Origin of the sequence: Pseudoalteromonas ruthenica (assembly GCF_008808095.1) — a bacterium.
Lineage (GTDB): Bacteria > Pseudomonadota > Gammaproteobacteria > Enterobacterales > Alteromonadaceae > Pseudoalteromonas > Pseudoalteromonas ruthenica.
Genome location: NZ_CP023396.1, coordinates 2,244,325 through 2,267,610 on the forward strand (window position 1 = coordinate 2,244,325; position 23,286 = coordinate 2,267,610).

At 47.9% G+C, this 23,286-nt stretch carries 24 protein-coding genes and 1 tRNA gene; 8 read left to right on the forward strand and 17 right to left on the reverse strand.

Annotation, left to right across the window (positions count from 1 at the left end; all coding sequences use genetic code 11):
- Positions 1-60: 60 nt before the first annotated feature.
- The 4 genes from PRUTH_RS10470 to PRUTH_RS10485 are packed head-to-tail and all read right to left on the reverse strand — an operon-like array spanning position 61 to position 3,513.
- On the reverse strand, positions 61-1,617 hold the full coding sequence (locus PRUTH_RS10470; protein WP_151173228.1) for a serine hydrolase: 1,557 nt from the start codon (positions 1,615-1,617) through the stop codon (positions 61-63).
- A complete protein-coding gene (locus PRUTH_RS10475) occupies positions 1,614-2,114 on the reverse strand; it encodes a gamma-glutamylcyclotransferase family protein (protein WP_022945892.1) in 501 nt (166 codons plus the stop codon). The genes PRUTH_RS10470 and PRUTH_RS10475 overlap by 4 nt, the downstream gene beginning before the upstream one ends.
- Positions 2,111-2,737 carry a LysE family transporter gene (locus PRUTH_RS10480; protein WP_022945893.1) on the reverse strand — a complete coding sequence of 209 codons (627 nt, stop codon included), beginning with the start codon at positions 2,735-2,737 and terminating at the stop codon, positions 2,111-2,113. The genes PRUTH_RS10475 and PRUTH_RS10480 overlap by 4 nt, the downstream gene beginning before the upstream one ends.
- Complete coding sequence (locus PRUTH_RS10485) at positions 2,734-3,513, reverse strand: hypothetical protein (protein WP_151173229.1); 780 nt, start codon at positions 3,511-3,513, stop codon at positions 2,734-2,736. The genes PRUTH_RS10480 and PRUTH_RS10485 overlap by 4 nt, the downstream gene beginning before the upstream one ends.
- A 120-nt stretch (positions 3,514-3,633) precedes the next feature.
- Between PRUTH_RS10485 and PRUTH_RS10490 the strand changes: the two genes are divergently transcribed.
- On the forward strand, positions 3,634-4,221 hold the full coding sequence (locus PRUTH_RS10490) for an outer membrane beta-barrel protein (RefSeq protein ID WP_138548552.1): 588 nt from the start codon (positions 3,634-3,636) through the stop codon (positions 4,219-4,221).
- A gap of 11 nt (positions 4,222-4,232) precedes the next feature.
- Positions 4,233-4,562: a 5-carboxymethyl-2-hydroxymuconate Delta-isomerase gene (locus tag PRUTH_RS10495; RefSeq protein ID WP_022945896.1), complete on the forward strand. Its 330-nt coding sequence runs from the start codon at positions 4,233-4,235 to the stop codon at positions 4,560-4,562.
- 53 nt (positions 4,563-4,615) lie between these two features.
- Here PRUTH_RS10495 and PRUTH_RS10500 read toward each other — a convergent pair whose 3' ends face one another.
- Positions 4,616-6,658 carry a winged helix-turn-helix domain-containing protein gene (locus tag PRUTH_RS10500; protein ID WP_257221080.1) on the reverse strand — a complete coding sequence of 681 codons (2,043 nt, stop codon included), beginning with the start codon at positions 6,656-6,658 and terminating at the stop codon, positions 4,616-4,618.
- A 340-nt stretch (positions 6,659-6,998) separates the two neighbouring features.
- Between PRUTH_RS10500 and PRUTH_RS10505 the strand changes: the two genes are divergently transcribed.
- Positions 6,999-10,037, forward strand: a complete 3,039-nt coding sequence (locus PRUTH_RS10505) for a TonB-dependent receptor domain-containing protein (protein WP_151173231.1) — start codon at positions 6,999-7,001, stop codon at positions 10,035-10,037.
- A 55-nt stretch (positions 10,038-10,092) separates the two neighbouring features.
- Here PRUTH_RS10505 and PRUTH_RS10510 read toward each other — a convergent pair whose 3' ends face one another.
- The gene (locus tag PRUTH_RS10510) at positions 10,093-10,935 is read right to left on the reverse strand and encodes an amidohydrolase family protein (protein ID WP_151173232.1); all 843 of its coding nucleotides are present in this window, start codon (positions 10,933-10,935) and stop codon (positions 10,093-10,095) included.
- Positions 10,936-11,664 (reverse strand): SDR family NAD(P)-dependent oxidoreductase, encoded by a 729-nt coding sequence (locus tag PRUTH_RS10515; RefSeq protein ID WP_045980555.1) that lies wholly within the window; start codon positions 11,662-11,664, stop codon positions 10,936-10,938.
- Between the two features lie 74 nt (positions 11,665-11,738).
- Between PRUTH_RS10515 and PRUTH_RS10520 the strand changes: the two genes are divergently transcribed.
- Complete coding sequence (locus tag PRUTH_RS10520) at positions 11,739-12,128, forward strand: acyl-CoA thioesterase (protein ID WP_045980554.1); 390 nt, start codon at positions 11,739-11,741, stop codon at positions 12,126-12,128.
- On the opposite strand, the gene PRUTH_RS10525 is transcribed toward PRUTH_RS10520, so the two are convergent.
- A complete protein-coding gene (locus PRUTH_RS10525) occupies positions 12,125-12,529 on the reverse strand; it encodes an META domain-containing protein (RefSeq protein WP_151173233.1) in 405 nt (134 codons plus the stop codon). The genes PRUTH_RS10520 and PRUTH_RS10525 overlap by 4 nt on opposite strands.
- 197 nt (positions 12,530-12,726) lie before the next feature.
- On the opposite strand from PRUTH_RS10525, the gene PRUTH_RS10530 reads away from it, so the two are divergent.
- Both PRUTH_RS10530 and PRUTH_RS10535 read left to right on the forward strand, forming a co-directional pair.
- Positions 12,727-14,301 (forward strand): S41 family peptidase, encoded by a 1,575-nt coding sequence (locus PRUTH_RS10530; RefSeq protein WP_045980553.1) that lies wholly within the window; start codon positions 12,727-12,729, stop codon positions 14,299-14,301.
- Between the two features lie 5 nt (positions 14,302-14,306).
- On the forward strand, positions 14,307-14,675 hold the full coding sequence (locus PRUTH_RS10535; RefSeq protein ID WP_151173234.1) for a hypothetical protein: 369 nt from the start codon (positions 14,307-14,309) through the stop codon (positions 14,673-14,675).
- 49 nt (positions 14,676-14,724) lie between these two features.
- Here the strand turns inward: PRUTH_RS10535 and PRUTH_RS10540 are convergent, their stop codons facing one another.
- The 4 genes from PRUTH_RS10540 to PRUTH_RS10555 form a co-directional block, all read right to left on the reverse strand.
- On the reverse strand, positions 14,725-15,900 hold the full coding sequence (locus PRUTH_RS10540; RefSeq protein WP_022945905.1) for a mandelate racemase/muconate lactonizing enzyme family protein: 1,176 nt from the start codon (positions 15,898-15,900) through the stop codon (positions 14,725-14,727).
- A 12-nt stretch (positions 15,901-15,912) separates the two neighbouring features.
- Positions 15,913-16,680 carry a class II aldolase/adducin family protein gene (locus tag PRUTH_RS10545; RefSeq protein WP_130148805.1) on the reverse strand — a complete coding sequence of 256 codons (768 nt, stop codon included), beginning with the start codon at positions 16,678-16,680 and terminating at the stop codon, positions 15,913-15,915.
- A 120-nt stretch (positions 16,681-16,800) separates the two neighbouring features.
- Positions 16,801-17,064 carry a c-type cytochrome gene (locus tag PRUTH_RS10550; protein WP_371741525.1) on the reverse strand — a complete coding sequence of 88 codons (264 nt, stop codon included), beginning with the start codon at positions 17,062-17,064 and terminating at the stop codon, positions 16,801-16,803.
- A gap of 191 nt (positions 17,065-17,255) precedes the next feature.
- Positions 17,256-17,798: a DUF2058 domain-containing protein gene (locus PRUTH_RS10555; protein WP_151173235.1), complete on the reverse strand. Its 543-nt coding sequence runs from the start codon at positions 17,796-17,798 to the stop codon at positions 17,256-17,258.
- Positions 17,799-17,967: 169 nt separating this feature from the next.
- On the opposite strand from PRUTH_RS10555, the gene PRUTH_RS10560 reads away from it, so the two are divergent.
- Entirely contained in the window at positions 17,968-19,110 is a 1,143-nt protein-coding gene (locus PRUTH_RS10560) for an MFS transporter (protein ID WP_151173236.1), read from the forward strand.
- On the opposite strand, the gene PRUTH_RS10565 is transcribed toward PRUTH_RS10560, so the two are convergent.
- Together PRUTH_RS10565 and PRUTH_RS10570 are read right to left on the reverse strand one after the other, a co-directional pair.
- Positions 19,056-19,589, reverse strand: a complete 534-nt coding sequence (locus PRUTH_RS10565; protein ID WP_151173237.1) for a prolyl-tRNA synthetase associated domain-containing protein — start codon at positions 19,587-19,589, stop codon at positions 19,056-19,058. The genes PRUTH_RS10560 and PRUTH_RS10565 overlap by 55 nt on opposite strands.
- Entirely contained in the window at positions 19,589-19,981 is a 393-nt protein-coding gene (locus tag PRUTH_RS10570; protein ID WP_151173238.1) for a hypothetical protein, read from the reverse strand. The genes PRUTH_RS10565 and PRUTH_RS10570 overlap by 1 nt, the downstream gene beginning before the upstream one ends.
- Before the next feature lie 213 nt (positions 19,982-20,194).
- Here PRUTH_RS10570 and PRUTH_RS10575 point away from each other — a divergent pair.
- Positions 20,195-20,270: transfer RNA gene (locus tag PRUTH_RS10575), tRNA-Ala, on the forward strand.
- A 469-nt stretch (positions 20,271-20,739) separates the two neighbouring features.
- Here the strand turns inward: PRUTH_RS10575 and PRUTH_RS10580 are convergent.
- From PRUTH_RS10580 to PRUTH_RS10590, 3 genes are all read right to left on the reverse strand, one after another.
- The gene (locus tag PRUTH_RS10580) at positions 20,740-21,336 is read right to left on the reverse strand and encodes a response regulator transcription factor (protein ID WP_151173239.1); all 597 of its coding nucleotides are present in this window, start codon (positions 21,334-21,336) and stop codon (positions 20,740-20,742) included.
- Positions 21,337-21,346: 10 nt separating this feature from the next.
- A complete protein-coding gene (locus tag PRUTH_RS10585) occupies positions 21,347-22,426 on the reverse strand; it encodes a sensor histidine kinase (protein WP_151173240.1) in 1,080 nt (359 codons plus the stop codon).
- A 117-nt stretch (positions 22,427-22,543) separates the two neighbouring features.
- Complete coding sequence (locus tag PRUTH_RS10590) at positions 22,544-23,242, reverse strand: tetratricopeptide repeat protein (protein ID WP_045980353.1); 699 nt, start codon at positions 23,240-23,242, stop codon at positions 22,544-22,546.
- Positions 23,243-23,286 lie beyond the last annotated feature (44 nt).

The following is a 23,286-nucleotide window of genomic DNA, read 5'->3' on the forward strand; positions in this document are numbered from 1 at the left end:
GCTTTTCTCCTTTAGTCTTATAATGAACAAGGCACCCTTAGGTGCCTTATTATCACGGTTTTACTGCTCTGTGGCTCGTAAATCTAAATTACGGAAGTCGAAGCTAAAGTCTGTCACCTGTGGTGCCACCGCACGCATAGAGGCTGACTTTAGCGTATTATCGCTACCCATGGTAAATTCGATAAAAGCATCGGCTTCAAGCAATGGCTCGTCCCACTTAACGATAAAGGTGTTGCCACTGTGATGCTTGAGCTGCCCTTTTAAGCGTTTAGTATGGGTAAAATCGATACGCAACGTGCCGCTCACTTCTTCGATAATCACATCGCCGTACCAAGCATCGTGCAAAGTGCCGGTATAATAATGATTAGGCAATGCCTGTTGGTAATCTTCCACCATGGCTGGTTTAGCTGAAGCATAGGCTTTTTCCTTGCGGCTAAAGTGCTGTTCAGCGTAAATTTCAACCCAGTCTTTATCTTCTAGCTCCAGCGCTTGCTCAAAAATTTCCTCGGTCACCGCTGATAAAGCCGAAAACGCCTGCTGGTTTGATAACACCACAACACCGAGCTTTTCTTCAGGGATCAAAGAAACCTGAGAGACCATGCCAAGAATGCCGCCACCATGGCCAACACGCTTGTAACCGTGATAGTCAACAATCGACCACCCTAAACCATAGCCACTGAATTGACGGCGCGAGTCGGCAAAAGCTTTTTTCGACACGGCGCGGTTAATATGCGGTAACCACATCTCACGTTGCTGCTTTTCACTGAAAAGTTGCTCGCCATTAGCCATTGTGCCGCCATTGAGCTGAGTATTTAACCACGAGCTCATCTCCTCAACATTGGAAGCTATTGCACCAGCACCACGGAAGTCTTCAAGGTAGTTGACAAAAAACGGGTGCAGCTTGCCACCTAAAGGAATGTGCCCGGTAGCATAGTTAGTATTACCTGGTGCGATACGCGAGAACCCGGCGCGTGAGCGGGTCATCTCAAGCGGTGTGAGAATCTTCTGTTCAATATAATCCTGCCAACTCATACCACTGACTCGCGCCACCACTTCACCGGCGGTCACGAACATTAAGTTGTTGTAGGCATATTGACTACGAAAGCTCGACTTTGGTTTTAAATGCTTTAGCCCGGCGAGAATATCCGCCACCGATTTATTGGTGTCTGGCCAAATCATTAAGTCACCCTGCCCAAGCCCCAATCCGCTACGGTGACTCAACAGGTCGCGAATAGTCATATGCGCCGATGCATAAGGATCGTGCAAACGAAACTCCGGCAGATGTGTCTGCACCTTATCATCCCAGTCCAACTTGCCTTCATCTACCAGCATCGCGAGCGCCGCACTGGTAAAAGCTTTGGTATTGGAGGCAATGCCAAACAAGGTCTCGCTAGTCACTGGCTCTTGGCTTTGAATATGGCGCACACCAAAACCCTGGGCATACACCATTTCGCCATCTTCGACGACAGCCACAGCCATACCCGGCACATCAAATCGGGCCATAGAGTGCTCAATAGCGGCGGTTATTTTATCTTTATCAAGCGCTGCCGAGGCCGAATTAGGTAGGTGCAGAGCGGCGAATAGCGCACTCGAAGCTAACAATGTTTTCAGTTTCATTTTTGTTCCTTGTTATACATCTGTGTTTCCCGTAAATGCCGTTCGCGATTTAAATCCTCTACGCTGGCCCTGGTTTTAATAGCGTTCACATAATGCTCCGGTAGCTGAGCTTCACGGGCGCCGTAATACACATGCTGAACATACCAATCAAACGGCAGCGCAACTTTATCTAAGGTATTGGCAATGTAACAAAACACCTGCACGTGTTCATTGCTGTCGATAAGAGTGACCGTGCGAGTTTCAATGTCATAACGCGGCCCTTCGATATCGTGCAAAATACCTTGTTCGTGATCACTTAATTGCCACACAACCCCATACACGGATTCATCATCACTGGGATGAATCGTACATTTTCCAGAACCATCCAGACTGAGCATATCAAAATCAAGACGGTGGCCTTTGAGTTCTGCTACGCCAATGCGCTCAGCCCCTGGCAGGCGAGCGCGAATACGGTGAAGTGACATATTTGAGCCAAAGGCAAAATAAAACTGTGTCATAAAAGCACCACTTGTGTCGCTAATAGTAGAAGTACTACGCCGATGGCACGGTCAAACCAAAACCCCTTAGCAAGGAAGAATGTGCGCACTCGTGCCCGTGTCAGCATAATGGATAAAAAAGAAAACCACGCCCAAGTCGCCAGTGCCATATAGAGCCCGTAGCCCAGTTGCACCCATTTGGGCGTGTCGATTGAGATCACTAGGGTAAATAACGATAAAAAAAACAGCGTTGCCTTGGGGTTTAACGCATTGGTTAAAAAACCACGGCGAAAGGCCACTATAAATGACTCTGTAGGCTGCGTGGTAGTAGGGTGAACTTGCTCAACTTGCCCCGGTTTCGCGTGACGTAAAGCCTGAATACCCATGTATGCCAAATAGGCGGCTGCCATGTATTTAAGTAAATTAAATAAATCAGGTGCCTGCGAGATAAGTAATGCCACACCTACGAGGCAGTAAATAATGTGTACGAGAATACCCGCGCCCACCCCAGCGCTGGTAATAAGCGCATTATCGCGACCAAAGCGCACACTTTGACGCAGTACTACGGCAAAGTCAGGACCGGGACTGGCAACGGCAAAAAAGTGGGCACTGGCAATCGCTAAAAATTCCGGCCAATAGCTCATACTTGCTCCTTGCTCAGCAAGGATAGCAACATCGGGTTCGGACTATGATTGGCCAGTGTGCTGATAATCTTATGCGCTTTTTTATAATAACTGCGCAAGTGTCCTTTCAAGTGTGCAGTGCCTTGCTTTTCCCCTTTGATAAAACAAAATAACGCCAGTAAAAACACATGTTGCTGCTCAGAAAGCTCACTGGCGCGATTAGCGTAGGGGTTATAACACTTGCCACAGCCGCCACGGAACTGATAGACGGTGTTGCTAAGCATCACGCCAAAACCAAAGAAGCTGGCCACTACCTCAGTAGCGGCACCTATCATGGCTTCGCCACCTGGTGGCAATACCCCACGCTGATAAATCATAATGCGCGCAAAAGCTTGTGCATAACTGGCGATTAAGTCTTGAGGTTGATTAATTTGCTGCGGGTTATAAGACACAAAGATCGCATGACTGTGCTCAACACAGTGCGCTTGCTCGCCTCGTAAACCACCACTGAAACGCATCAACGGAAATTGCTGCTCTGGCATCTGCCCCGGACCGAGTAATTGAATAGGCCAATTTTGCAAGCCACTGTGCGCTTTGACTTGGGCAAACACTTGCGCCGCCATTTGCTCTGTACTGCTACTTTGCCCCTGGAAAAATTCATTACTGGGCTGCACCAAGCGACTGTGATTGCGAAAGTAATCCGCATCAAAATGTTCGAAGGCCCATAAAAAGGCATCAAGCAGCCACTGCTGTTCGCTCTCGGTCAGTAACGGCGAGGGTTTTAACCAACTTAACATGTAATTTTTTATTGCAACTTATGTCGTTAACTGCAAGCATATCAACTTGGGTAAAAAATGATAGCCATCAGCGATATGGCTCAGCTATCGATGTCACACTAACGCTCAAGGAGAGCCCTTATGATCACTCGCTCATTGTTGTTAGCCACGACCCTATTTAGCAGCGTTGCTGCCGCCGATGTAGCCGTGACCCTTTATGGCGGTCAATCATTTAGTCAAAGCTTAGAAACCAAAGAAGGCACCGATATCGACCTTGAAGATGCCAATCACTTTGCTTTTAGTATCGATAGGACCATTACCGATGCTCGCTATGGCTTTTATTACTCAGCCAACAAGAGCGATATTCAAGGGAATAATGAGCGCCAAGTAAATATTCAACACTATATGTTTCAAAGTGCCGTAGAGTATCCCCTAGCGAGCTCGACAACGGGTTACTTTGGGGCCCAAATTGGCGCCGCGAATGTCGACCCCGAATGGTTAAGCAGCGATACCTACTTTGCCACCGGGTTATTCACTGGCGCTGGCTATCATGTCACCGACAACGCTCAGCTTATGTTCGAGGTGCGCTGGTTAGCGACCATTATTAATAATGACAGCGACTTTAATTGCACCATTAGCAACGATCCAAATGATCAATGCCTCTGGCATTTTGATGGAGATGTGCTAAACCAATTCAATACCAGCTTGGCATTTAGTATGCGATTTTAACGAGTTCAGCCATGCCACACATTGTTGTAGAACACTCAGAAGATTTGCCTGTACTCCCCCAGGTACTGGTAGAAAAAGTACACCAAGCCACCTTTTCCAGTGGCCTCTTTGAATTAGATGCGATTAAGACGCGAGCCATCGCCTATCGCCATTATCAACTTGGCGAAAACAAAGAAGGCTTCATTCACATCTGTGCTTACATTATGGCGGGACGCTCGCCCATGCAGAAACAGCAACTCAGCAATCACTTATTAGAGTGTCTGCGCACTTATTGTCGCGAATCAGATTGTCTCAGCGTCGATGTGCGTGATCTTGAGCCAGATATATACTGTAAAGGGTAATACGGACCAAGACAGGTGAGGCGAGTATTCGGTTCTCGTCTTACCTTTGGCCGTTAGCGATATACCATAATGTCAATTTGCGGGTCTTTATAGGCACTGTACAGCAGCCAGTTCTTGTGCGGCACAAAGCTCATTCCCAAATTACGAGAGAAGCCGCGCTCTTGCACCCTGATCACATCGGTCACCTTATTCGTGGCCATATCATAGCGACTAATACGATAATCGGCGCGATTAACTTTAAAGAAGTACACCTTTTCATTGTGATAATGCCATCCGTAGGCGCCCGACAAGAGCACCTCCTCGGTCAGCGGTGCCGAAGTGCCATCGCTTAAGTTAAGTAAGTACAATCGCTTACCTTGAGGTTTGGCGTATATCAAGGTCTGCTCATCCATCGCCATTGCATAAGCGCCGCCATCTTGAGTCAGCGCCTGCACGCTCAGGGTGTTCAAATCAATACTATAAAGTTGCTTCTGGTCAGAAACATAAAGGTGATGGTTGTCTAGAGACCACGTAGGACGCCCAAAATAATTAAGCGACACCTCTAGCTGCTGAGCGCGGCCACTGTGCATATCATAGATATACAAATGATTACTGTGTTCACTGAAGGCATTAAAAGCAATATAGCGGCCATCATGAGACCAGCTCGGGTCCTCTGCGGTCATCTGCAAATGCGTCAGTTGGCGGCGATTGCTGCCGTCGACATCGGCACTCCATAGCTCATCAAAGCCTGACTCATTGGAGACAAACACTATTTTTTTGGCTTGTTCGCTGTATGCGGGGTAGCGCACACTGTGCTCACCTAGCAGCAAGGGGAAAGGAGTTGAGGCCACATCGGCGTTTAGACTTAATCTCACTATCGATTTAGGAATGCGCCAACGGTGGTAATACAAGGCACCATCTGGCCCATAATGCGGATAGCTAAAGCCAGGCAAATCGAGGGCTTGTAACTGTCCACTGGGCAAATGCAAGTGATAACCTTGACGACGCCCTTGTTCAATAACAGAAAATGTAAGCCGAGATAATAAAGGATGCCATGCCACACCACGCACATCGAGAAAGCCTGATGTAAGTTGCTGTTGCTCGCCGCTGGTGGCATTGATCAAGACTAACTCTTCATGGCCTGAGTCATAGTTGCGGCTAACCACCACCTGCGAGGCATCCGGCGATAAAGCTAATGCTTCATCACGAAACTGGCAAGGCTCATGGATGCAGCTCAAAGGCCGTTTGCTACCGGTGCGCAAATCACGCAAATAAGCAATGTTAGTAGTACCATCGGCACTCAAGCCGATATACGCTAATGTGTGACCATCTTTCGAGATAGCAACATCAGCACTGCCTTTACTTAAACACTGATCCAGTATTTGCACCTTATTATTAAGCAAAGAATGTTGCACCACTTGGCAGCCGATATCCTTACCCTTACGGTAGTAAAATAATGAATGCATATCAGCGCTAAATACCCCACGACTTTCACGATACGGGCTTTGCGTAATTGCCTGCGCACTTTGCTCCGGTGCTAATAAGCTTTGTTTGTAAAGGTTGGTGGGTTGGCCAAGGCGGCGCCACGAGTACAACAACCATTGACCATCGGGTGATACACTGGGGAAGAGTTCACGCCCTAACTCATCGGTGATTTTAGTGCTACTCGCCTGCGCTATTTTAGCTGCCGGTTGCGGCCACCAGAAAAAAATGATCGCAGACAGAGCCATAATCCCCAAGAAAATCAAAGCGAACGAGCGTTTAAGCGGTTTTGTCTGTGCTTGCTTAGGCTCTTGTGCCTGCGGCGAAATACATAAGCGATAACCCGTTTTGCGCAATGTTTCAATGTATTCATGCTGCGCATCGCATTGTTTAAAGGCACTACGCAGATGCCAGATAGCATTAGTGAGTGCTTTTTTGCCTACATAGGCGTTGCCCTGCCAAATATGCGCAATTAACTCGTCGCGACTGACAGGCTCAGGATAGCGCTCGGCTAGATAGCATAATAATTCCATGAATTTGGGCTGCAATGCATGACTATTCTGCCCACATGTAATAATGCAACGGCTTACATCTATATGACACGCACCTATTAAAAATTCCTTGCCAAACTGCACTAATTCTATACAACCCAAAAAGCCAACATATCCACTTTTGCAGTCTACAGTGATTCACTTTAGTTAACCAAGCCGTTTGCGATAAAGGGTCGAGGAATAAAATTAAACATATGATTTTTAAGGAATAGATATTTAATAGATATAAAAAAGGTTGATAAAAGAGGCTCCCTTGTTTGCTAGTTGTCAGCAATCAAATTACAACGGTTACATGTAATTAACCACTGTAATATTACACATAATTAAAGACCCATCGCTGCCGCGCAGGCAAACTGATTTCCCCCCAGTTATTGGTTTAAAACGCTGCGGCAGCACCTCGAATATAATAATAAAGGGAACAATCGTGTCTTACTCCAAAACCCCACTCAAAAAGTGTCTAGTCGCGGCAGCAATTAGCGCCTGTTTTAGCAGCTATGCAGTGGCTAACGAGCAACAAGTAGCGCGACAAAATAACGCTGCGCCCGCCACCGTTGAACAGCCAGAAGAAGTTGAAAAAATCATCGTCACTGGGTCACGACTACGTCGTACCAATTTTGACACGCCTTCACCCATTGTCAGCGTCGGTAAAGACGAACTAAACGACACTGGGCTTGGCTCATTATCTGAGATATTAGTCGATCAAATACCCGCGATCAGTGAATCATTCAGTAACACCAACAGCCAATCTAGTGTACAAAATACCGGGTTATCCACCATAAACCTACGAGACTTAGGCACTGACCGCACCTTAACCCTGATCGATGGCCGTCGCGTTGTCTCCAACAGCTACAGCGGCAACTATATCAGCCTTGGCACCATCCCCTCCGGTATGGTGCAACGTGTTGAAGTCATTTCCGGTGGTGCTTCAGCCGTCTACGGCTCTGATGCCATAGCCGGGGTGGTTAACATCATCACCCAAACAGATAAAGTCGGCAGCGAAATTAAAGTGCGCGGCGGCACCACGCCTGAAGGCGGTGGCGACGAATTTACTCTAGATGCCGAGCATGGCTTTACCTTTGCTGATGGCCAAGGCTACGGCTTTTTTAGCGCCACATGGGATCGTCAATTTGGCATTAATTGGGAGGACCGTGACCGAGCAGCTATAGAGGCCAGTTATGATTACCTCGCCAGTAAAATGTGTAATGCCATGAACACCATCGATGGTGACCAATGTATGCGTGATATCACCCAAGCCGATTGGCGAGAGCGCAGCGATGGTACCTATGGCGGGGTATTCGAAGAAGGGTTAGATGCCGCTGACGGAGGCTACTATTACACCGCAGATGGCTTACAAAGTGGCTGGAATGAAGAGCGCGATGGTATCAACTTTGAGATGTTTGATAAGATTAAAGTCCCCAATGATCGCTTCGCTGCCGCCTTTAAATTTGATTACGATTTGAATGACAGTGTTCGCGGCTATGCGCAAGTGCAATACAGCAAAACTGGTTCCCGCAATGTGAAGTCGCCAGAGGACGAATACGAAGGCGCAGATGCACTCATTCTCGACCCATTAACGGGCGCTGCAGGTGAAATTAGCCCAGGGTATATTGAGCTTGATAACCCCTTCTTGCCCGATGAAATTCGCGATAATGCGAAAGGCCGTATCAACTGGGACCGCCGCTTTGCCGAAGTCGGCCCAGTGACCACAGATAACAGCCGAGAAACGATTCGTAGCTGGGCAGGCTTAAAAGGCACGGCCTTTAATGATGAGTGGGACTGGGATGTTTCGGTAGGCTATGGCACCTTTGAGCAAAAACAAAAGCGCCTTAATGAGCTAAATACCGTGCGTGTACGCCAAGCCCTCGCCTCTGAGCGTCTGGCTGATGGCACGGTGCAATGTAAAGATGCCGATGCACGAGCCGAGGGCTGTGTACCGCTGAATATTTTCGGTATTGGCTCGATTACACCAGAGATGGCAGATTGGATCCGGGCCACTCCCGTGATCACCACAGATATTACTCAGCTTAACGTGCAAGGCTATATGACAGGCGATCTATTCGAGATGCCAGCTGGCCCAGTGGCGACTGCTTTTGGCTTTGAGTACCGCCGCGATACCCAAGATGTGATCACCAATAAAGAGCAGCGATATGGCGGCGTAACCTTTAACGTAGTGCCGACCTTCTCAGGTGATATGGATATTTATGAAGCCTTTGCCGAGGCCTCCATCCCCTTACTTAAAGACGCCACTTTAGCAAAATCTCTGGATTTAGAAACCTCGCTACGTATTGCCAACTATAGCCCAGAAGGCATAGATACCATGGCGAGTTACCGCGCAGGGTTTAGCTGGGTGCCAGCCTCAGGTTATATGGTTCGTGCCAACTACTCTCGAGCACAGCGAGCCCCGAACATTACTGAGCTAATGTCGCCACCACGCGGTGACTTTGATAGCTTCAGCGATATCTGTGATGGCGTAACAGCAACCTCCACAGAGCTTGGTCATGATGCCTGTCGCCAAGAAGCGGGAATTGCCCAAGCGATTGCAAACGAAGGCGTGTTTGAAGATGAAAACAGCGGCTACTCACCTAACACCGGTAACGAACTGCTCAAAGAAGAAACCGCCGACACCTACACGTTAGGGTTAACCGTACAGCCGGATTTCGCTCCTAATTTAGGCATGTCGTTCGATTATTATGATATCCAAATCAGTGACTCCATCGAACAAATTGGCAATGAGGATATTCTCCAAGAGTGTTATGCCTCAGCCTCGGTGCCCTTTGGTGAAAATAATAGTTTCTGTGGTGACATTACCCGTGACAGTGATGGTCAAATCACACAAATTTTGCAGCGTGTATTTAACCTGAGCGAAACCCGTACTCGGGGCTATGATATTGCCATCAACTACCGTTACGACTTGCCCGAGTACGGTAGTCTGCGCTTAAAGCTCGATTGGAACCACGTCACCGAGTACAGCATTACCTATGAAGGTAACGACGGCACAGTGGTCAATCGCTACGATGGTGAGCTAGATTCTGGCATTTTCACCGACAAAGCTCGCGCTTCACTCACTTGGTCATATGAAGACTTACGAGTACGTTGGACCACCAAGTACAAAAGCGACATCGTTGATAGCCATGACCGCGTTGAAGACATGCGCGAACTCTTTGCCGAGAATGCCGCAAATTGTGCCACTGGCGATGATAGCTGTGTCGAAAATCCAGAGCAGCCAAAATATTTATATTACCCCTCTTATATCACCCATGATATTTCGCTTTCTTATAACCTCGCATTGCAAGGGGATCAGAACGTGCGCCTATTTGCTGGGGTAAATAATATTTTTGACGACCAAGGCCCGTTTATTCCTTACACAGGCGATAATGTCGAGCATGGCGTCGGCAACTTTGATAGTGAATATGGCGGTGGTGTCGGCCGGTTTGTCTATCTTGGAGCCCAATACAGCTTCTAAACCAGTAGGCTCATCCCCTACCTTGTTGACTAAAGCCTCTCAATGAGAGGCTTTTTTATAGCTGGCGATAAAGCTGCCAAGCATTATCGTGCATAAGTTTGTGCTTTTGCGGCAACACCATATCGGCGTACCCCTGCCACACCTGATGATAACTTTGCTGCATTAAACACAGGGGAAAGTTACTGGCGAGCATCACCCGCTCAGCGCCCAGCGCGTTAATACAACACCTAATAACCTGCTGCTGCCACTGCACTGACTTATGCGGATACAACATTTCCCAGCCGCTGCATTTGATCAAGATGTTGTCACAGCTGCGCAATAGCGCTAGGTTGTCTTGCCATAATGACCATCCATCCACACTCACCAAGCCACAATGATTAATGACTATGTTGATAGTCGGCACAGCAATGGCCAAATCAATAAGACGTTTACACAATTGGCTATCAGCAAGTGTAAATTGCGCCTCAAAAATAAGCCCTTGCTCAGCTAACAGCGCGGCGTTGTCGATGCAATGGGGGTTAAGTAATCGCGCTCCATCTGCGCCTTCGGTGATATCACGAATACCACGCAATAGGGGATGTTGTAACTTGACTAATGCCTCAGAAAAATCAGCAGGGGCCAGGTCAATCGCGGCATGACTAATGGCGGCCCCAGTAAATCCCGAGGCAGCCAACCACTGTAGCTCTCGAGCGGGTTCAGCATTGTCAAAACCGGCTTCAATATGCACCGCGCCGCAGTGTTGCAACGGCTCCTTAAGGTGCAAATCCTGTTGCTTAAAATTGCGCGTAATAGCCTGTTTTTGCGGCCAAAATGGCGGTCCTTTGCGCCTTAACCAGTGATAATCACCCCGGCTAAGGTCAAACAAGTGCACATGAGGGTCAAACAGGCGTTGCGACATTTACTGGGCCGTGTAACCACCGTCGATCACCTGCAGTGATCCGGTGATAAACCCAGCTTCATCGCTGGCTAAAAATGCCACTAGGCTCGCCACTTCATGGGCTTGCCCGAGTCGCCCCAACGGCTGCATGGCTGACTCCTGCGCCACCACTTCTTCTTTGTTAGCGCCACTGCGCTGGCAGTAGTTGTCGATGGCATTGTGGAACAATGGCGTTTCTATGGTACCTGGACACACCGCATTGGCCCGAATGCCAAACTCGGCGTAATCCAGTGCTGTGGTTTTCGCCATCGAAGCCAATGCAGATTTCGATAGGCTGTAGGCGAAGGAGTTGCGCTTACCCACCAGTGCTTGGTCAGAAGAAATATAAACAATCGCCCCTTTATTAGCGCTGCGCATACTGGGCAGCACGGCTTGGGTCGCCGCATAAGCACCTTTTATGTTGAGCGCGATAACTTCATCCAGCAGCGCTTCATCGGTCTGCTCTATGGTGGCGCTGCGATGAATTCCCGCATTGCATACCAACACATCAACCCCTTGCTCACGCTCGCATATCTCTGCAATGATCGCTTTTACGCTAGGCACATCGCGCATATCACAATGGCGATACTCGCCTTGCTCCGACGTGACAATATCCAAGTTATAGACGCGATACCCTTGCGCTAATAACTTTTCGACAATGGCCAGACCAATTCCTTTACTACCACCGGTTACAATAGCGATTTCACTCATATTCATTTACGCCTTGATGTACTGTAATCCCCATACTAGCATCAGCGCCAAATAAAAATATAGGAATTGAGATTATGACCTTTCGTATTGATATGAAAGTACGCGATTACGAATGTGATATTCAAGGAATTGTTAACAACAGTGTTTATTTCAACTACTTAGAGCATGCTCGTCACGAGTTTTTACTCGCTCAAGGGGTTGATTTTGCTGCGCTTGCGAGAGATAAAATCAACTTGGTGGTGCTGCGTAGCGAGCTGGATTACAAGGCATCGCTTATGCCGGGGGATCATTTCTACGTTACCGTAGAGGTTGTGCGCGAAAGCCGCTTAAAATTTGCTTTTGTGCAAAATGTTTATCGCAGTGCTGATGACAAAGTGGCCCTACAGGCCAAAGTAATAGGGACGGCGGTGAATGCCAAAGGTCGCCCTTTTGTTGCCAAAGAACTGGAAACGCTAATCACTTAAGGTGTGGTGCGCTTGAAGGTGAGCACATGCTCGCCGCTCAGCGTCATTTGACGCTCGCCAAGGCGCACAATCGGCGCTGACTTCAACGTCACCAATAGTGCTTGCTCTGTGCCTGTCAGTGCGGCGTTACATTGTTTATAGGTCATTCCCAGATTAGTGACTTCTAAGCGTTGCTCGCGAATATTGCTGGCGGCAAAGAAGTCATTGCAACCGGAAAAGCCATTTAGCTGCAAAGCATCAATAAAGCTGAGTGAGGCTTGATGATGGCGCACATCTTGACCGTCAACCGACATAAGCTGCCAGTCATGGTACTTCGCTGCATCCGCTAGCTGCTCGTCAGTTGATGCACAACCGCTCAACGCTAAAACCATAGCCATCGCAAAGACTTGTTTTGCTCTCACCTATTACACCTTACGCTTATTCTTAGCCACGTCCGTAGTGGGTATTAACTATCGCGCTAATGCTAATGCAAAGCAACGTATAATGCACTGCTTTAACTAAAAGAAAGCGATATAAATCATAAGAGTTAACTTTCTTTTTACAGTCTTACACGCTTTGATATAAAGTTACTTACAGGCTAACACTAAGGCGAAACTCCATGATCATTAAACATTCTTTTCGAACGGCTTTATGTGCCGCTATCATAGCCACCTTAAATGGCTGTGGGGGTGGCAGTGACGATACTACATCCCCAGGCCCTAGCCCCGATACAGGTTGGGTAGCCGGTGTTTTTGCTGACTCCGAACAATTTAAAGGCCAATGCGCTGCGCTAGACCAAAAGTACTGGCTGCGCTCATGGAGTAATGAAACTTACCTTTGGTACGATGAAATTGAAGACCGCGATCCCGCGTCCATCACCGATGTCATTGACTACTTCAATGTACTGAAAACGAATGACGTCACCGCGTCCGGTGCGCCCAAAGATAACTTTCACTTTAGCCTGCCCACCGATGAATGGGAGCAACAACAGCAAAGTGGCAGTGTGTTAGGCTATGGTTTTAACTTTCGCGTTGTCAAGGCGACTCCTCCGCGCGAGGTCGTGGTGACCTACAGCGAGCCGAATACTGATGCGAGCACCCAAGGCATTGAGCGAGGTTGGCAAATCGCCGCTGTAAATGGCGTGGATGTTGTCAATAGCGACAATGTCGACGCCATTAACGCCGCCTTATTCCCCACGCAAACAGGAGTTGAAACACAGTTTACCTTCACCCTGCGCGGCTCCAACCAGCAACAGCGTATTACCTTAGATTCGGCGCAATTCATCCAAGACCCAGTAATGAAGGTGGGCACACTCAGTACCGGCACTGGCAATGTTGGTTATATGCAGTTTAATGATCACAATGCACCTGCCGAGCGTCAGCTGGTTGATGCTGTTAATCAACTCGCCAGCGCCAATATTTCTGACTTGGTGGTTGATATGCGCTACAACGGTGGTGGCTTTCTCGCCATGGCGGCTCAGCTTGGGTATATGATTGCAGGTAGCAATAACACCAATGGGGTGATATTCGAGCAAACTATTTTTAATGATAAAAACCCAGACACAAACCCGGTAACTGGCGATCCCTTAACCCCCTTTCCTTTTATCGACGAATACATTGGCTTCGATCCCGACTCCGGGATCAGCGCGGGCACAGCCTTGCCAAGTCTTAATTTGAACCGTGTATTTGTGCTCACCACCGGCAATACGTGCTCCGCCAGCGAAGCGTTAATTAACGGCTTACGGGGTATCCCTGATAGCCGTAACTTTGAAGTGGTGCTCATTGGCGATGGCACCTGTGGCAAGCCTTATGGCTTTTACCCTACCGATAATTGCGATACCACCTTTTTCACCATTCAATTTACTGGCGTCAATGACAAAGGGTTTGGTGAATATGCCGATGGCTTTGCGCCGCAGAATATTACTAATACCGAGCGCGCGCCAGTGCTTGTGCAAGGCTGCGCTGTAGCCGATGACTTTAATCATTTACTCGGCGATCGTAATGAGGCCTTGCTCAGTGCAGCTCTTGGCTACCGCGCGACCGGTAACTGCCCTGCAGCAAGCACTTTAGCTGGCTTAAAAGGTTATGCTGTTAGCAATGCTGCGGCTAATTCAGGAGCAGCTGCCATCGGCGACAACCGCACGCACAGCAAGTTGCAAAACAACCGGATAATGACGCCAGTGATAAAGGACTAACGGCTATGACTCTTAAAAAAATCACAACCCTGTTGGCGTCAATGCTGTTTATCACCAGTACCGGTTGCAATAGCACCAGCGACTCGCAGCTCAAGCAAACCCTACTGGTCAATGCCGCAGACGAGCAAGTCGCTGAGATTATCAGTCGCATCCTTGACGCTGATAAGGTGCGCCTCAGTGGCGGCGTGTTCACTCAGCAAAGCTCATTGGTACTAAGCCATCCCAATGTGGTCGATAGCCAAGGCAACCCTATCATGGGCAAACAAATCACCATGCCCGATCGCTTTATGCTTATGCGCGATAAAGACCAGTGTTATATCCATCACCTTAATAGCGACACCCTAGTCGCGGCACCACAGCTGCAATGCCAGTAAAAACAAAAAAGGCCAGCGCATAGGCTGGCCTTTTTTGTATCCAGTGAAGCTACTTCACTTCAACTCTTGATGAGCGCATCACGACCTCATCATTAAGCTCTATGCCAATACCTGGCGCTTCACTGACCTTAAACTTGCCATTCACTGGCTGCGGGTCTTGAATACACAGCTCGCGGTTCCACTTTTTAATGGCATAGGTGTGATGCTCGTGAATTAAAAAGTTCGGAATCGCACTTTCTAGATGCAAGGACGCCGCCGTAGCTACTGGCCCGCCACACACATGCGCTTGAATACGCACATCGAAGATATCGGCATAGTCACAGACTTTTTTAGTCTCGGTAAAGCCACCGCACAAACCAATATCCGGTTGCAGTACGTCAATACTTTGATCTTCAAGATAAGGGCGTACACCCCAGCGGTTATATAAACGCTCACCACCGGCGATGGGCACGGCGACTTTGTCTGCCACCTTTGCATGCAAAGAATGGTTGAGATAATTCACCGGCTCTTCGTAATACATACAATCGAATTCTTCAGCGATTTCACCAATCTGAATTGCCGATGTTGCTCCGGGCAGGCTATGACATTCAAAAATAATATCCACCTCGTCCCCCACCGCTTCACGAATGGCTTGCATCCGCGCGCGGTACAGTTTCATCTCGCCACGGTCGATGATCTTAGTGCGATCGTAGTAAGTGTTCCCTTGTTTATCATATTGAATTGGGTCCACTTTCACAGCATCGTAGCCTTGCGCCACCGCCTTAAGTGCGGCTTCAGCATACTCTTGCGGCTGCACTAAGGCCTTAAATTCGCTGTCCCAGTCAAACTGTAACTGCGACGCATAAGTACGCAGTTCATCATTCACCTTGCCGCCCAATAATTGGTATACAGGTAAGCCCAAAGCTTTACCCTTGATATCCCAAAGCGCGGTATCTATCGCACTCATGGCGGCGTAGACCACCGGCCCGCCACCGAGCCCCCAAAAGCTCTCACGCAGCATCCGCGACCATAACAGTTCCGTTTGGAATGGGTCATGACCGATTAAAAATGCATCCGCCATTTCTTTAATCATCGCTGCTGCAGCGCTGTGCCCCAAGTCATAAGCCAAGCCTGCTTCACCTACACCACTGATCCCCTCATCGGTGTGAATACGCACAAATACGGGTGTCCAAGCTGGGCGCTCTGGGCAGTGAATATCAAATATTTCTACACGATTTACTTTCATGGCTTATCCTTGTTATTCAGCAAAGCTAGGGTCAAGACGATACGCTTTACGAAGCATAGCTGGCCACGCTTTTTGCCCGCCGGTGCTGCCGCTATGGACCACATTCGCTTGATTATAAATATTATCGATAATAGCCTGGGGCACAGGCGTAGGTGGCTGATTCATACTTTGCATGGCCACTTGAATTTCACACGCCCGCTGCAAGTCATAGAAACGCATAAAGGCATCACCCACCGTTGGCCCGACGGTTAACCCGCCGTGATTCACTAACAACATATGGTTAGTAGTGCCTAAGTCTTGTTGTAAGCGCTGCTTTTCCTCGTCATTCACTGCCAACCCTTCGTATTCGTGGTACGACAATGATGGCAATGAGAACATAGAGTGCTGGCTGTAAGGCTGCAAGCCACCCTTAACACTGGCTACAGCGATGGTTTCTTTGGTATGCAAGTGGATTACACAGTGGGCATCATCGCGCACTTCGTGAATGGCGCTATGAATAGTAAAGCCCGCTGGGTTTATTTGATGGGGCGTGTCGTCAAGAATATCGCCTTGCAGATTCACCTTCACTAAATTAGAGGCAGTCACCTCATCGAAGCTCAGGCCAAATGCATTCACCAAGTACTCATCAGTGCCGGGAATACGCGCCGACATATGGGTGTAAATTAAATCGCCCCAACGCATATGCTCAACCAAGCGATAACACGCCGCCAAATCAACGCGTAAACGCCACTCTTGATCACTGACCTTATCGCGTACGCTTAACGGGGGTAATGTCGGGATCACACTCATGAGTTACTCCACTTAAAATAGATGTATAGAAGTCTAAACACTTCTAGGGTGTCATTCAATAAAAAAAGCCACCGCAGGCAAACCTACGATGGCTTTTTTAAAATAATGACCTTATTTTACGTTGGCAAGGTATTCGGCAATGGCTTCAAACTCCGCATCACTGATGTTCATTACCATGGCTTTCATCGCCGCCGACATGCCATTGTTGCGCTTGCCAGACTTAATATCTTTCATTTGCGCTACCATATACTCTTTGTTCTGCCCTGCTAGTTTAGGATACAAAGGCATGATCGGTGCTTTACCATCGGCGCCGTGGCAAGTGTGGCAGTTTTTCTCGGTGTAGAGCGCTTTGCCATCGGCAGCATGAACATTCATAGTTAATGCCGATAATGCTAAAGCACCAGTTCCCACAAGGACTTTTGTTAGTTTTTTCATAGTAGTTACTCTTATGTTGACGGTAGATAAAATGTTAACAATGAGTGTAGACCCATGTTCTTAAACCTAGCAACTAAGAATTAACCTACACTGAGTGCCACCGACCACTGTGCTCGTGCCGTCGCCTTTGACTACCAGATTAGATCATCAGGTACTTCGTAGTCTGCGTACGGATCGTCCTCATCTTTTTGGTCGTCCTCATTTTCCACATGGAAAACAATATATTTTTCATCGACCTCGGCTATTTTACGGGCTGGCTCATCCTGCAGCACATAAAACTGGCCTTCTAATACGCAAATGGCTAAGCGCCCTTTTGCCAGCGCCTGCTGGGTTTGTGCATTAACATCGATTTCTTTAATTTTATTGTCGTAGGTGAAGTTGAAAGTAAGCTCACCGCGAATCTCATCTTGATTGTGATGTTCAAGAATTTGTTTTACCCGTGCAACCTGCTCTCGCTCTTTAAGCTCCTTTTGGCGCTGCTCATTTAGCTGATTAGCTTTTTCTTGCTGCGCTTGTTTGGTTTGCTCAATGTGCTTTTGCAAATCACTTTGGTCGCTAGTGGCGCCTTTTTTCTTCTTTTTCTTTTGTGCTTTTCGCTTTTCCGACTTGGCCAGTTTAGCTTTGTGCTCGTTGGTTAGCCCGGCTTTAAGAAGCTGATCTTGTAATGACCCCATAACTATCACTTGTAAAATACGAACTGAATAAGGTTATTTTACTCATCATTTTCGGAAATGACAGTAACAGAAGTGATTGCGAGAAACTTTGACTAAGCGCAAGCCAAGGTTTGCCCCTGAACTTATGATACACTGACGCTGCAGCTACTCATTTTATGTACTTGGGTTTATGTCTTATTGGTTGTTACTGACCTGCTCGGTCTTTACTTTTTTTATTCTTTACGCCGTACAACCCCTTTTGGCGCTGTTCGCACAGTACTATCAAGTATCCCCAGCCACTGCTGGCTCGCTCATGACCCTGACCATGGCCCCTTTGGCCATTGCTCCTTTACTTTATGGTGTCATTCTCAATCGCCGCAACTTATACCGGGTGCTCCAAGTAGTGATGGTCACGCTCGCCTTAACCAACGCCTTGATACCACTCACCGAGCAATTTTGGCAGTTGCAAGCGCTGCGATTAATTCAAGGTTTGGCACTGCCCGCCGCACTCACCGCGATGACGGCCAGTATTGCGATACGCTACCAAGGCGCAGATGTGAGCAAAAAAATGAGTGGTTATATTGGCAGTACCATTGCTGGTGGCTTTTTAGGTCGCGCCTTAGCAGCTGGATTCGCTGAGTATCTCAGCTGGCAAAGCTTTTTTTGGCTTAATTCACTGCTATTGTTGGCACTCGCTGCATGCATTCGCGCCCATCGGGCGCCCATACGCCAAGCCCATACACCACTGCGGGGTAACCTTAGCGCACTGTTAAATACGCGCATACTTACGCTTTACGCCAGTGTTTTTTGTATGTTTTTCTGTTTTGCAGCGCTGTTGAATTATTTGCCCTTTATTTTGCGCAGTACCTACGCCATGACCAATACCAAAAATATTGGTTTAGTTTATAGCGGTTACCTATTAGGAGCGTTAACGACCTTTGTTACTCCCTATTTGCAAAAACGCTGTGCGAATATTTTCAGTTTATTGGCCACGGTATTTTTAGGCTACAGCGCCACCATTGCGCTGATGTTTTGGCATAGTTTGCCGGTTTTCCTCGTTGCCTTTACCTGTTTTTGTGCATCGATGTTTATTATTCATGCCACCGCGGCTCCGCTAGTAAACCGCCTCAGCAGCGCCAGCGCCAGCCTCACCAATGGAGTGTATGTGTCTTTTTACTACAGCGGCGGCGCACTGGGCTCGTTTGTTCCCGGGTTGTTGTATCAAGCCTATGGTGAGCGTGCTTTTTTAGGGTGTTTACTACTTGTGTGTCTATGTGGCTACTTACTCATCGCCGTGCCACAACGTTTGGGGACCGACAAAACCTGCACTTGATGCTGCCAATGCCTGAACAGACGCAGTAAGTCCTGCTTGGCCACCAGCCAAGTATAACGATTGTCAAAAGGATGGCAGTGATAAAGCGTACCAGGTGGAGTGTTCTGCCAAATGGCCTCATCTAGCCATAATTCGACCTGATTTTCAGGGTCATTCATCAATGCCAACATTGATACACACCCGGGGTGTACGCCTAAGTAACGCTCTAACCGCTCATTCGATGCAAAGCCAAGACGCGATACTTGCTGCGCTTTAGAAAGCGCTTTGAGATCCACCTGCGCGTCATGGGCGGTGATCAGTAAAAAATGCCGGCGGCCATAGTTGTCTCGTAAAAATAGATTTTTTAGCCTCACTCCAGGGCGCTCTAAGGCAATGTTGTCGGCCGCTTGTGCCGTGGCTAAGGGCGGGTGAGAGAGCCTCTCACAAGTAATATCCAAAGCCGTAAAAAGCGCCTCCAGCGCTGCAATAGCTCGACTCATTACAGGCACTCACCGCGCAACTGCACACTTAAATCACGCCATAGCACTTGTGTTATTTCATAGTCACCGGGGCAATACTGGCGCTCATCGAGCTCTTTTTTTAGGGCTGCGGCACCTTGATCTTCAAGTTCCAGTTTCAGCACCCGCGATTCTTCGAAGTACTCCTTTTCAGCATAACGTTCAAACTCACGGCGAGTAATGGGTTCATCCGGGTCGAGCATTTCTCTGCGGCTGGCTTTGACGGTAATAACATAGGCGAATATTTTCTGCCCTTGCTCTGTGGTTTTGCCGTAAAACTGCTGTGACTGCACCTCATATTCGGGTTCATCATAAGATGATGAGCAGGCCGTTAAAGCACAATAAAACAAGGCCACCGTGATTAATTTATACATGATAAAGACATTCTTATTATTAACTTTCCCTACTGTATCAAAGCCCCCGCGCTTTGGGGAGCGTATTGTCGCAAAGTGACAGCCCGCACCTTAGTGCGTGCATCTGATAAAGATAATGTTTAGGTTTGCGTGATTTTTTTTGATGCGGTACTTGACCTTGAAAGTAAAATTAATAAAATACCAAACGTCTTAACGGACAAGCCACTTTTTAGTGGGGCTATAGCTCAGCTGGGAGAGCGCCTGCCTTGCACGCAGGAGGTCAGCAGTTCGATCCTGCTTAGCTCCACCATTTCCTTTCTTTTTTATTACTTTTATAGTCTGGCATCCAAGCCCATCCCCCGGCTCGGTATCCTTACCTCGCGTTCAAAACTAAAAAAGCAGTGCTTTTTTCGAGCGTTTTTCACCCTGCTTAGCTCCACCATTTCCTTCTTGTTTTATTATTTTCTTAGTCTGGCATCCAAGCCCATCCCCCGGCTCGGTATCCCTACCTCGCGTTCAAAACTAAAAAAGTGGTGCTTTTTTCGAGCGTTTTTCACCCTGCTTAGCTCCACCATTTCCTTCTTGTTTTATTATTTTCTTAGTCTGGCATCCAAGCCTATCCCCCGGCTCGGTATCCTTACCTCGCGTTCAAAACTAAAAAAGCAGTGCTTTTTTCGAGCGTTTTTCACCCTGTTTAGCTCCACCATTTCCTTTCTTTTTTATTACTTTTATAGTCTGGCATCCAAGCCCACTGGCCAGACAGCCGTAAGTGTTATTATTTACAACCACCCTTTTTGCCTGGCGATACGCGCTGCATCACTGCGATTGGAGGCATTTAACTTACTAATCGCTTCACTGAGATAATTGCGTACCGTGCCTTCGCTTAAATAGAGCTGCGCGGCGATATCACTGGTTTTAAGCCCTTCTTCGGTGAGCTTAAGTGCGGCACTCTCTTTACGACTTAGGGGGTTATTATCCTCCAGCGCTAACAATGCCAACTCTGGGTCGATAACTTTTTGCCCTTGATGGACTTTCTTTAATGCATCGATTAGATAATCACTGGACGCTTCTTTGAGAATAAATCCGCGTACACCCGCATCCAGTGCGCGGCGAATATAACCAGATTTAGAAAATGTTGTCATAATCACGATTTGGATACCTTCATGGGTGACTTGCTCGGCCAGCTCCAAGCCACTCATATTGGGCATTTCGATATCGCTGAGTAGTAAATCAGCCTGTACTTCAGTCAATAATGTCAGCGCTGATTGGCCGTCACTGGCTTCACCAACCACTTCAATAAAAGGGTCTAAATTTAGTAAAGCAACAATGGCATTACGCACTAGCGCCTGATCTTCTATAACAACAACGCGTATCATCGCCGCCCCCTTATTTTAAAAATGTGCATGTTAAACGCACGCCTTGCTCAGTGTTGATATCGAGCTCACCACCTAACTGCTCACAGCGTGTTTGAATGCCCTTAAGTCCATTGCCAAAAGAGACGTTCGTTTCTTTGCCATTATCGAACATACTCGCTTGCCAATAGCTATCAGTCTCTTTGAACTCAACCCCAAAGTGAGTCGCCTTGCTATGGCGTATAACATTGGTTGCCGCTTCTTTGCAGATAAAGCACAGTGCACTCTCAATCGTGCTCGGCAAACGTGGCACCGGCCCAACATGGCATTGAATGTTCTGGCTTTGCAAATTTTTAGTAATGGTCTCTAACACTCCACCTAGGCCCATTTGCTTCATCCCCGCCACCGCCTGGCGCACTTCGCTGAGTAAGTCCCGAGCCAACTGACTTACCTCGTTTATCTCGACGCGGGCTCGCTCACTTTCTTTGGCATCAAGCATTTTTTGCGCGAGCTCTGATTTTAAGGCAATACTTGATAGCGAATGCCCTAGTAAGTCATGGAGATCGCGAGCGATGCGCTCACGCTCAGCCACCGCGCCAATATGCTCAATTTGTTGCTCGCTACGTGCTTTAGCTCGTGCATGCTGACGCTCGCGGCGCTCAAAGACACCAAAAAAGAAAATACCAATACTAACTACCACCGCCGGGAGCAAGTAATAACCGAGCTGCACCGGGGCAAAGACCACACCACTTAGGGTCGCGCCCAGTAAAATAATCACTAACGCAGCTTTCCCTTGCCAGCCAATAAAGTGAAAACCACATAAAAACGCGATAAAACCAAATAATGCCTGGCTTCCAGGGGTGATAGCCGTTGCTGCAATACACAGCACCAGCATGGCAATCACACAGGCAACCAGCTTGCTCCCTTTAACCCGAAGAGCGAAGCCATACAGCCCGACAAAAACAATGTAAGCGACGATGGCTAACGCGATCTGTGCCGACGAAAAATAATCGCTCGCCATGATTAAAGGTAAAAAGTAAAAACTTGAGAAAATCAGTGGCATCCAGTTCCAAAAAGGCTTCTGGTTTTGTGCGATAGTGTAGGAGTAAAGCATATAACGGTTTTCCTGTGGCCTTTAACTCATAGAGCGACCATGACGCTGTATGAGCTAGTAAATAACAAGCGGCGGTGGTTATCAATACCACCGCGCTGATGGGCTTGTGCTCATAATCTACTGATTTTTAGCGATAAGCATTTTCGCCCAGCCATAATCAGGGTTCACTTGCAGCGCCTGCTGCCAGTCGGCTAAGGCTTGCTCGCCATGGCCAAGCTCCTTTTGTGTTAGCCCACGCCATGTGTAGGTTTCTGCCTCTCCCCACCCATAGCGAGTGTCCTGTTGCTGAGAGAACAATAACACTGCTTTATTAAAATCACGCAATGCCTGTTGTTTTGAACCGCCAAACATGGACGGGGTGTTATAAGCACTAACACCTTTTATAAGGTGTACACGCGGACTATTAGGTGCAAGACGCTCTGCTTGGGATAATAACTTACCAGCTTTAGGCCCGTAGTACGCCCCTTTGAGAGGGTTAAAGGTGATTTTGAAGCCATACACTTGGGCCAGCAAAGCTTTGGCCTCGCCTAATTCGGTATCTGACAAAGGCTCAGCTAGAAGTTGTTCTAAGCTCTGCTGCGCCATCTCCAGGCTTTGCTGCGCCGCCTGCTGTTGTGCTTGCAAGTACTGACTCATACTCAAGCGGTAATAGGCCAAGCCTTGCTCGTAACCTTGGGCTGATTGACTATGTAAGCGTAGCTCTTGTATATCTAGAGTGGCAGCTGCTTGCTCAATGTGTTGCACATCGGTTGAGCTGGCAAAGGTCGAAGTGGTCACGGCGCTGATAAGTGCCAAAGCGATAATGGTTATTTTCATGATGTCTCTCCTGTTGTTTGGACATCTTTATCATTGCTTATTTA

Bases quoted from the DNA above. Each gene is read 5' to 3' on its own strand.
- PRUTH_RS10470 (WP_151173228.1), bottom strand. From the start codon at position 1,617: ATGAAACTGAAAACATTGTTAGCTTCGAGTGCGCTATTCGCCGCTCTG.
- PRUTH_RS10475 (WP_022945892.1), bottom strand. From the start codon at position 2,114: ATGACACAGTTTTATTTTGCCTTTGGCTCAAATATGTCACTTCACCGT.
- PRUTH_RS10480 (WP_022945893.1), bottom strand. From the start codon at position 2,737: ATGAGCTATTGGCCGGAATTTTTAGCGATTGCCAGTGCCCACTTTTTT.
- PRUTH_RS10485 (WP_151173229.1), bottom strand. From the start codon at position 3,513: ATGTTAAGTTGGTTAAAACCCTCGCCGTTACTGACCGAGAGCGAACAG.
- PRUTH_RS10490 (WP_138548552.1), top strand. From the start codon at position 3,634: ATGATCACTCGCTCATTGTTGTTAGCCACGACCCTATTTAGCAGCGTT.
- PRUTH_RS10495 (WP_022945896.1), top strand. From the start codon at position 4,233: ATGCCACACATTGTTGTAGAACACTCAGAAGATTTGCCTGTACTCCCC.
- PRUTH_RS10510 (WP_151173232.1), bottom strand. From the start codon at position 10,935: ATGTCGCAACGCCTGTTTGACCCTCATGTGCACTTGTTTGACCTTAGC.
- PRUTH_RS10515 (WP_045980555.1), bottom strand. From the start codon at position 11,664: ATGAGTGAAATCGCTATTGTAACCGGTGGTAGTAAAGGAATTGGTCTG.
- PRUTH_RS10520 (WP_045980554.1), top strand. From the start codon at position 11,739: ATGACCTTTCGTATTGATATGAAAGTACGCGATTACGAATGTGATATT.
- PRUTH_RS10530 (WP_045980553.1), top strand. From the start codon at position 12,727: ATGATCATTAAACATTCTTTTCGAACGGCTTTATGTGCCGCTATCATA.
- PRUTH_RS10535 (WP_151173234.1), top strand. From the start codon at position 14,307: ATGACTCTTAAAAAAATCACAACCCTGTTGGCGTCAATGCTGTTTATC.
- PRUTH_RS10540 (WP_022945905.1), bottom strand. From the start codon at position 15,900: ATGAAAGTAAATCGTGTAGAAATATTTGATATTCACTGCCCAGAGCGC.
- PRUTH_RS10550 (WP_371741525.1), bottom strand. From the start codon at position 17,064: ATGAATGTTCATGCTGCCGATGGCAAAGCGCTCTACACCGAGAAAAAC.
- PRUTH_RS10555 (WP_151173235.1), bottom strand. From the start codon at position 17,798: ATGGGGTCATTACAAGATCAGCTTCTTAAAGCCGGGCTAACCAACGAG.
- PRUTH_RS10560 (WP_151173236.1), top strand. From the start codon at position 17,968: ATGTCTTATTGGTTGTTACTGACCTGCTCGGTCTTTACTTTTTTTATT.
- PRUTH_RS10565 (WP_151173237.1), bottom strand. From the start codon at position 19,589: ATGAGTCGAGCTATTGCAGCGCTGGAGGCGCTTTTTACGGCTTTGGAT.
- PRUTH_RS10570 (WP_151173238.1), bottom strand. From the start codon at position 19,981: ATGTATAAATTAATCACGGTGGCCTTGTTTTATTGTGCTTTAACGGCC.
- PRUTH_RS10580 (WP_151173239.1), bottom strand. From the start codon at position 21,336: ATGATACGCGTTGTTGTTATAGAAGATCAGGCGCTAGTGCGTAATGCC.
- PRUTH_RS10585 (WP_151173240.1), bottom strand. From the start codon at position 22,426: ATGCTTTACTCCTACACTATCGCACAAAACCAGAAGCCTTTTTGGAAC.
- PRUTH_RS10590 (WP_045980353.1), bottom strand. From the start codon at position 23,242: ATGAAAATAACCATTATCGCTTTGGCACTTATCAGCGCCGTGACCACT.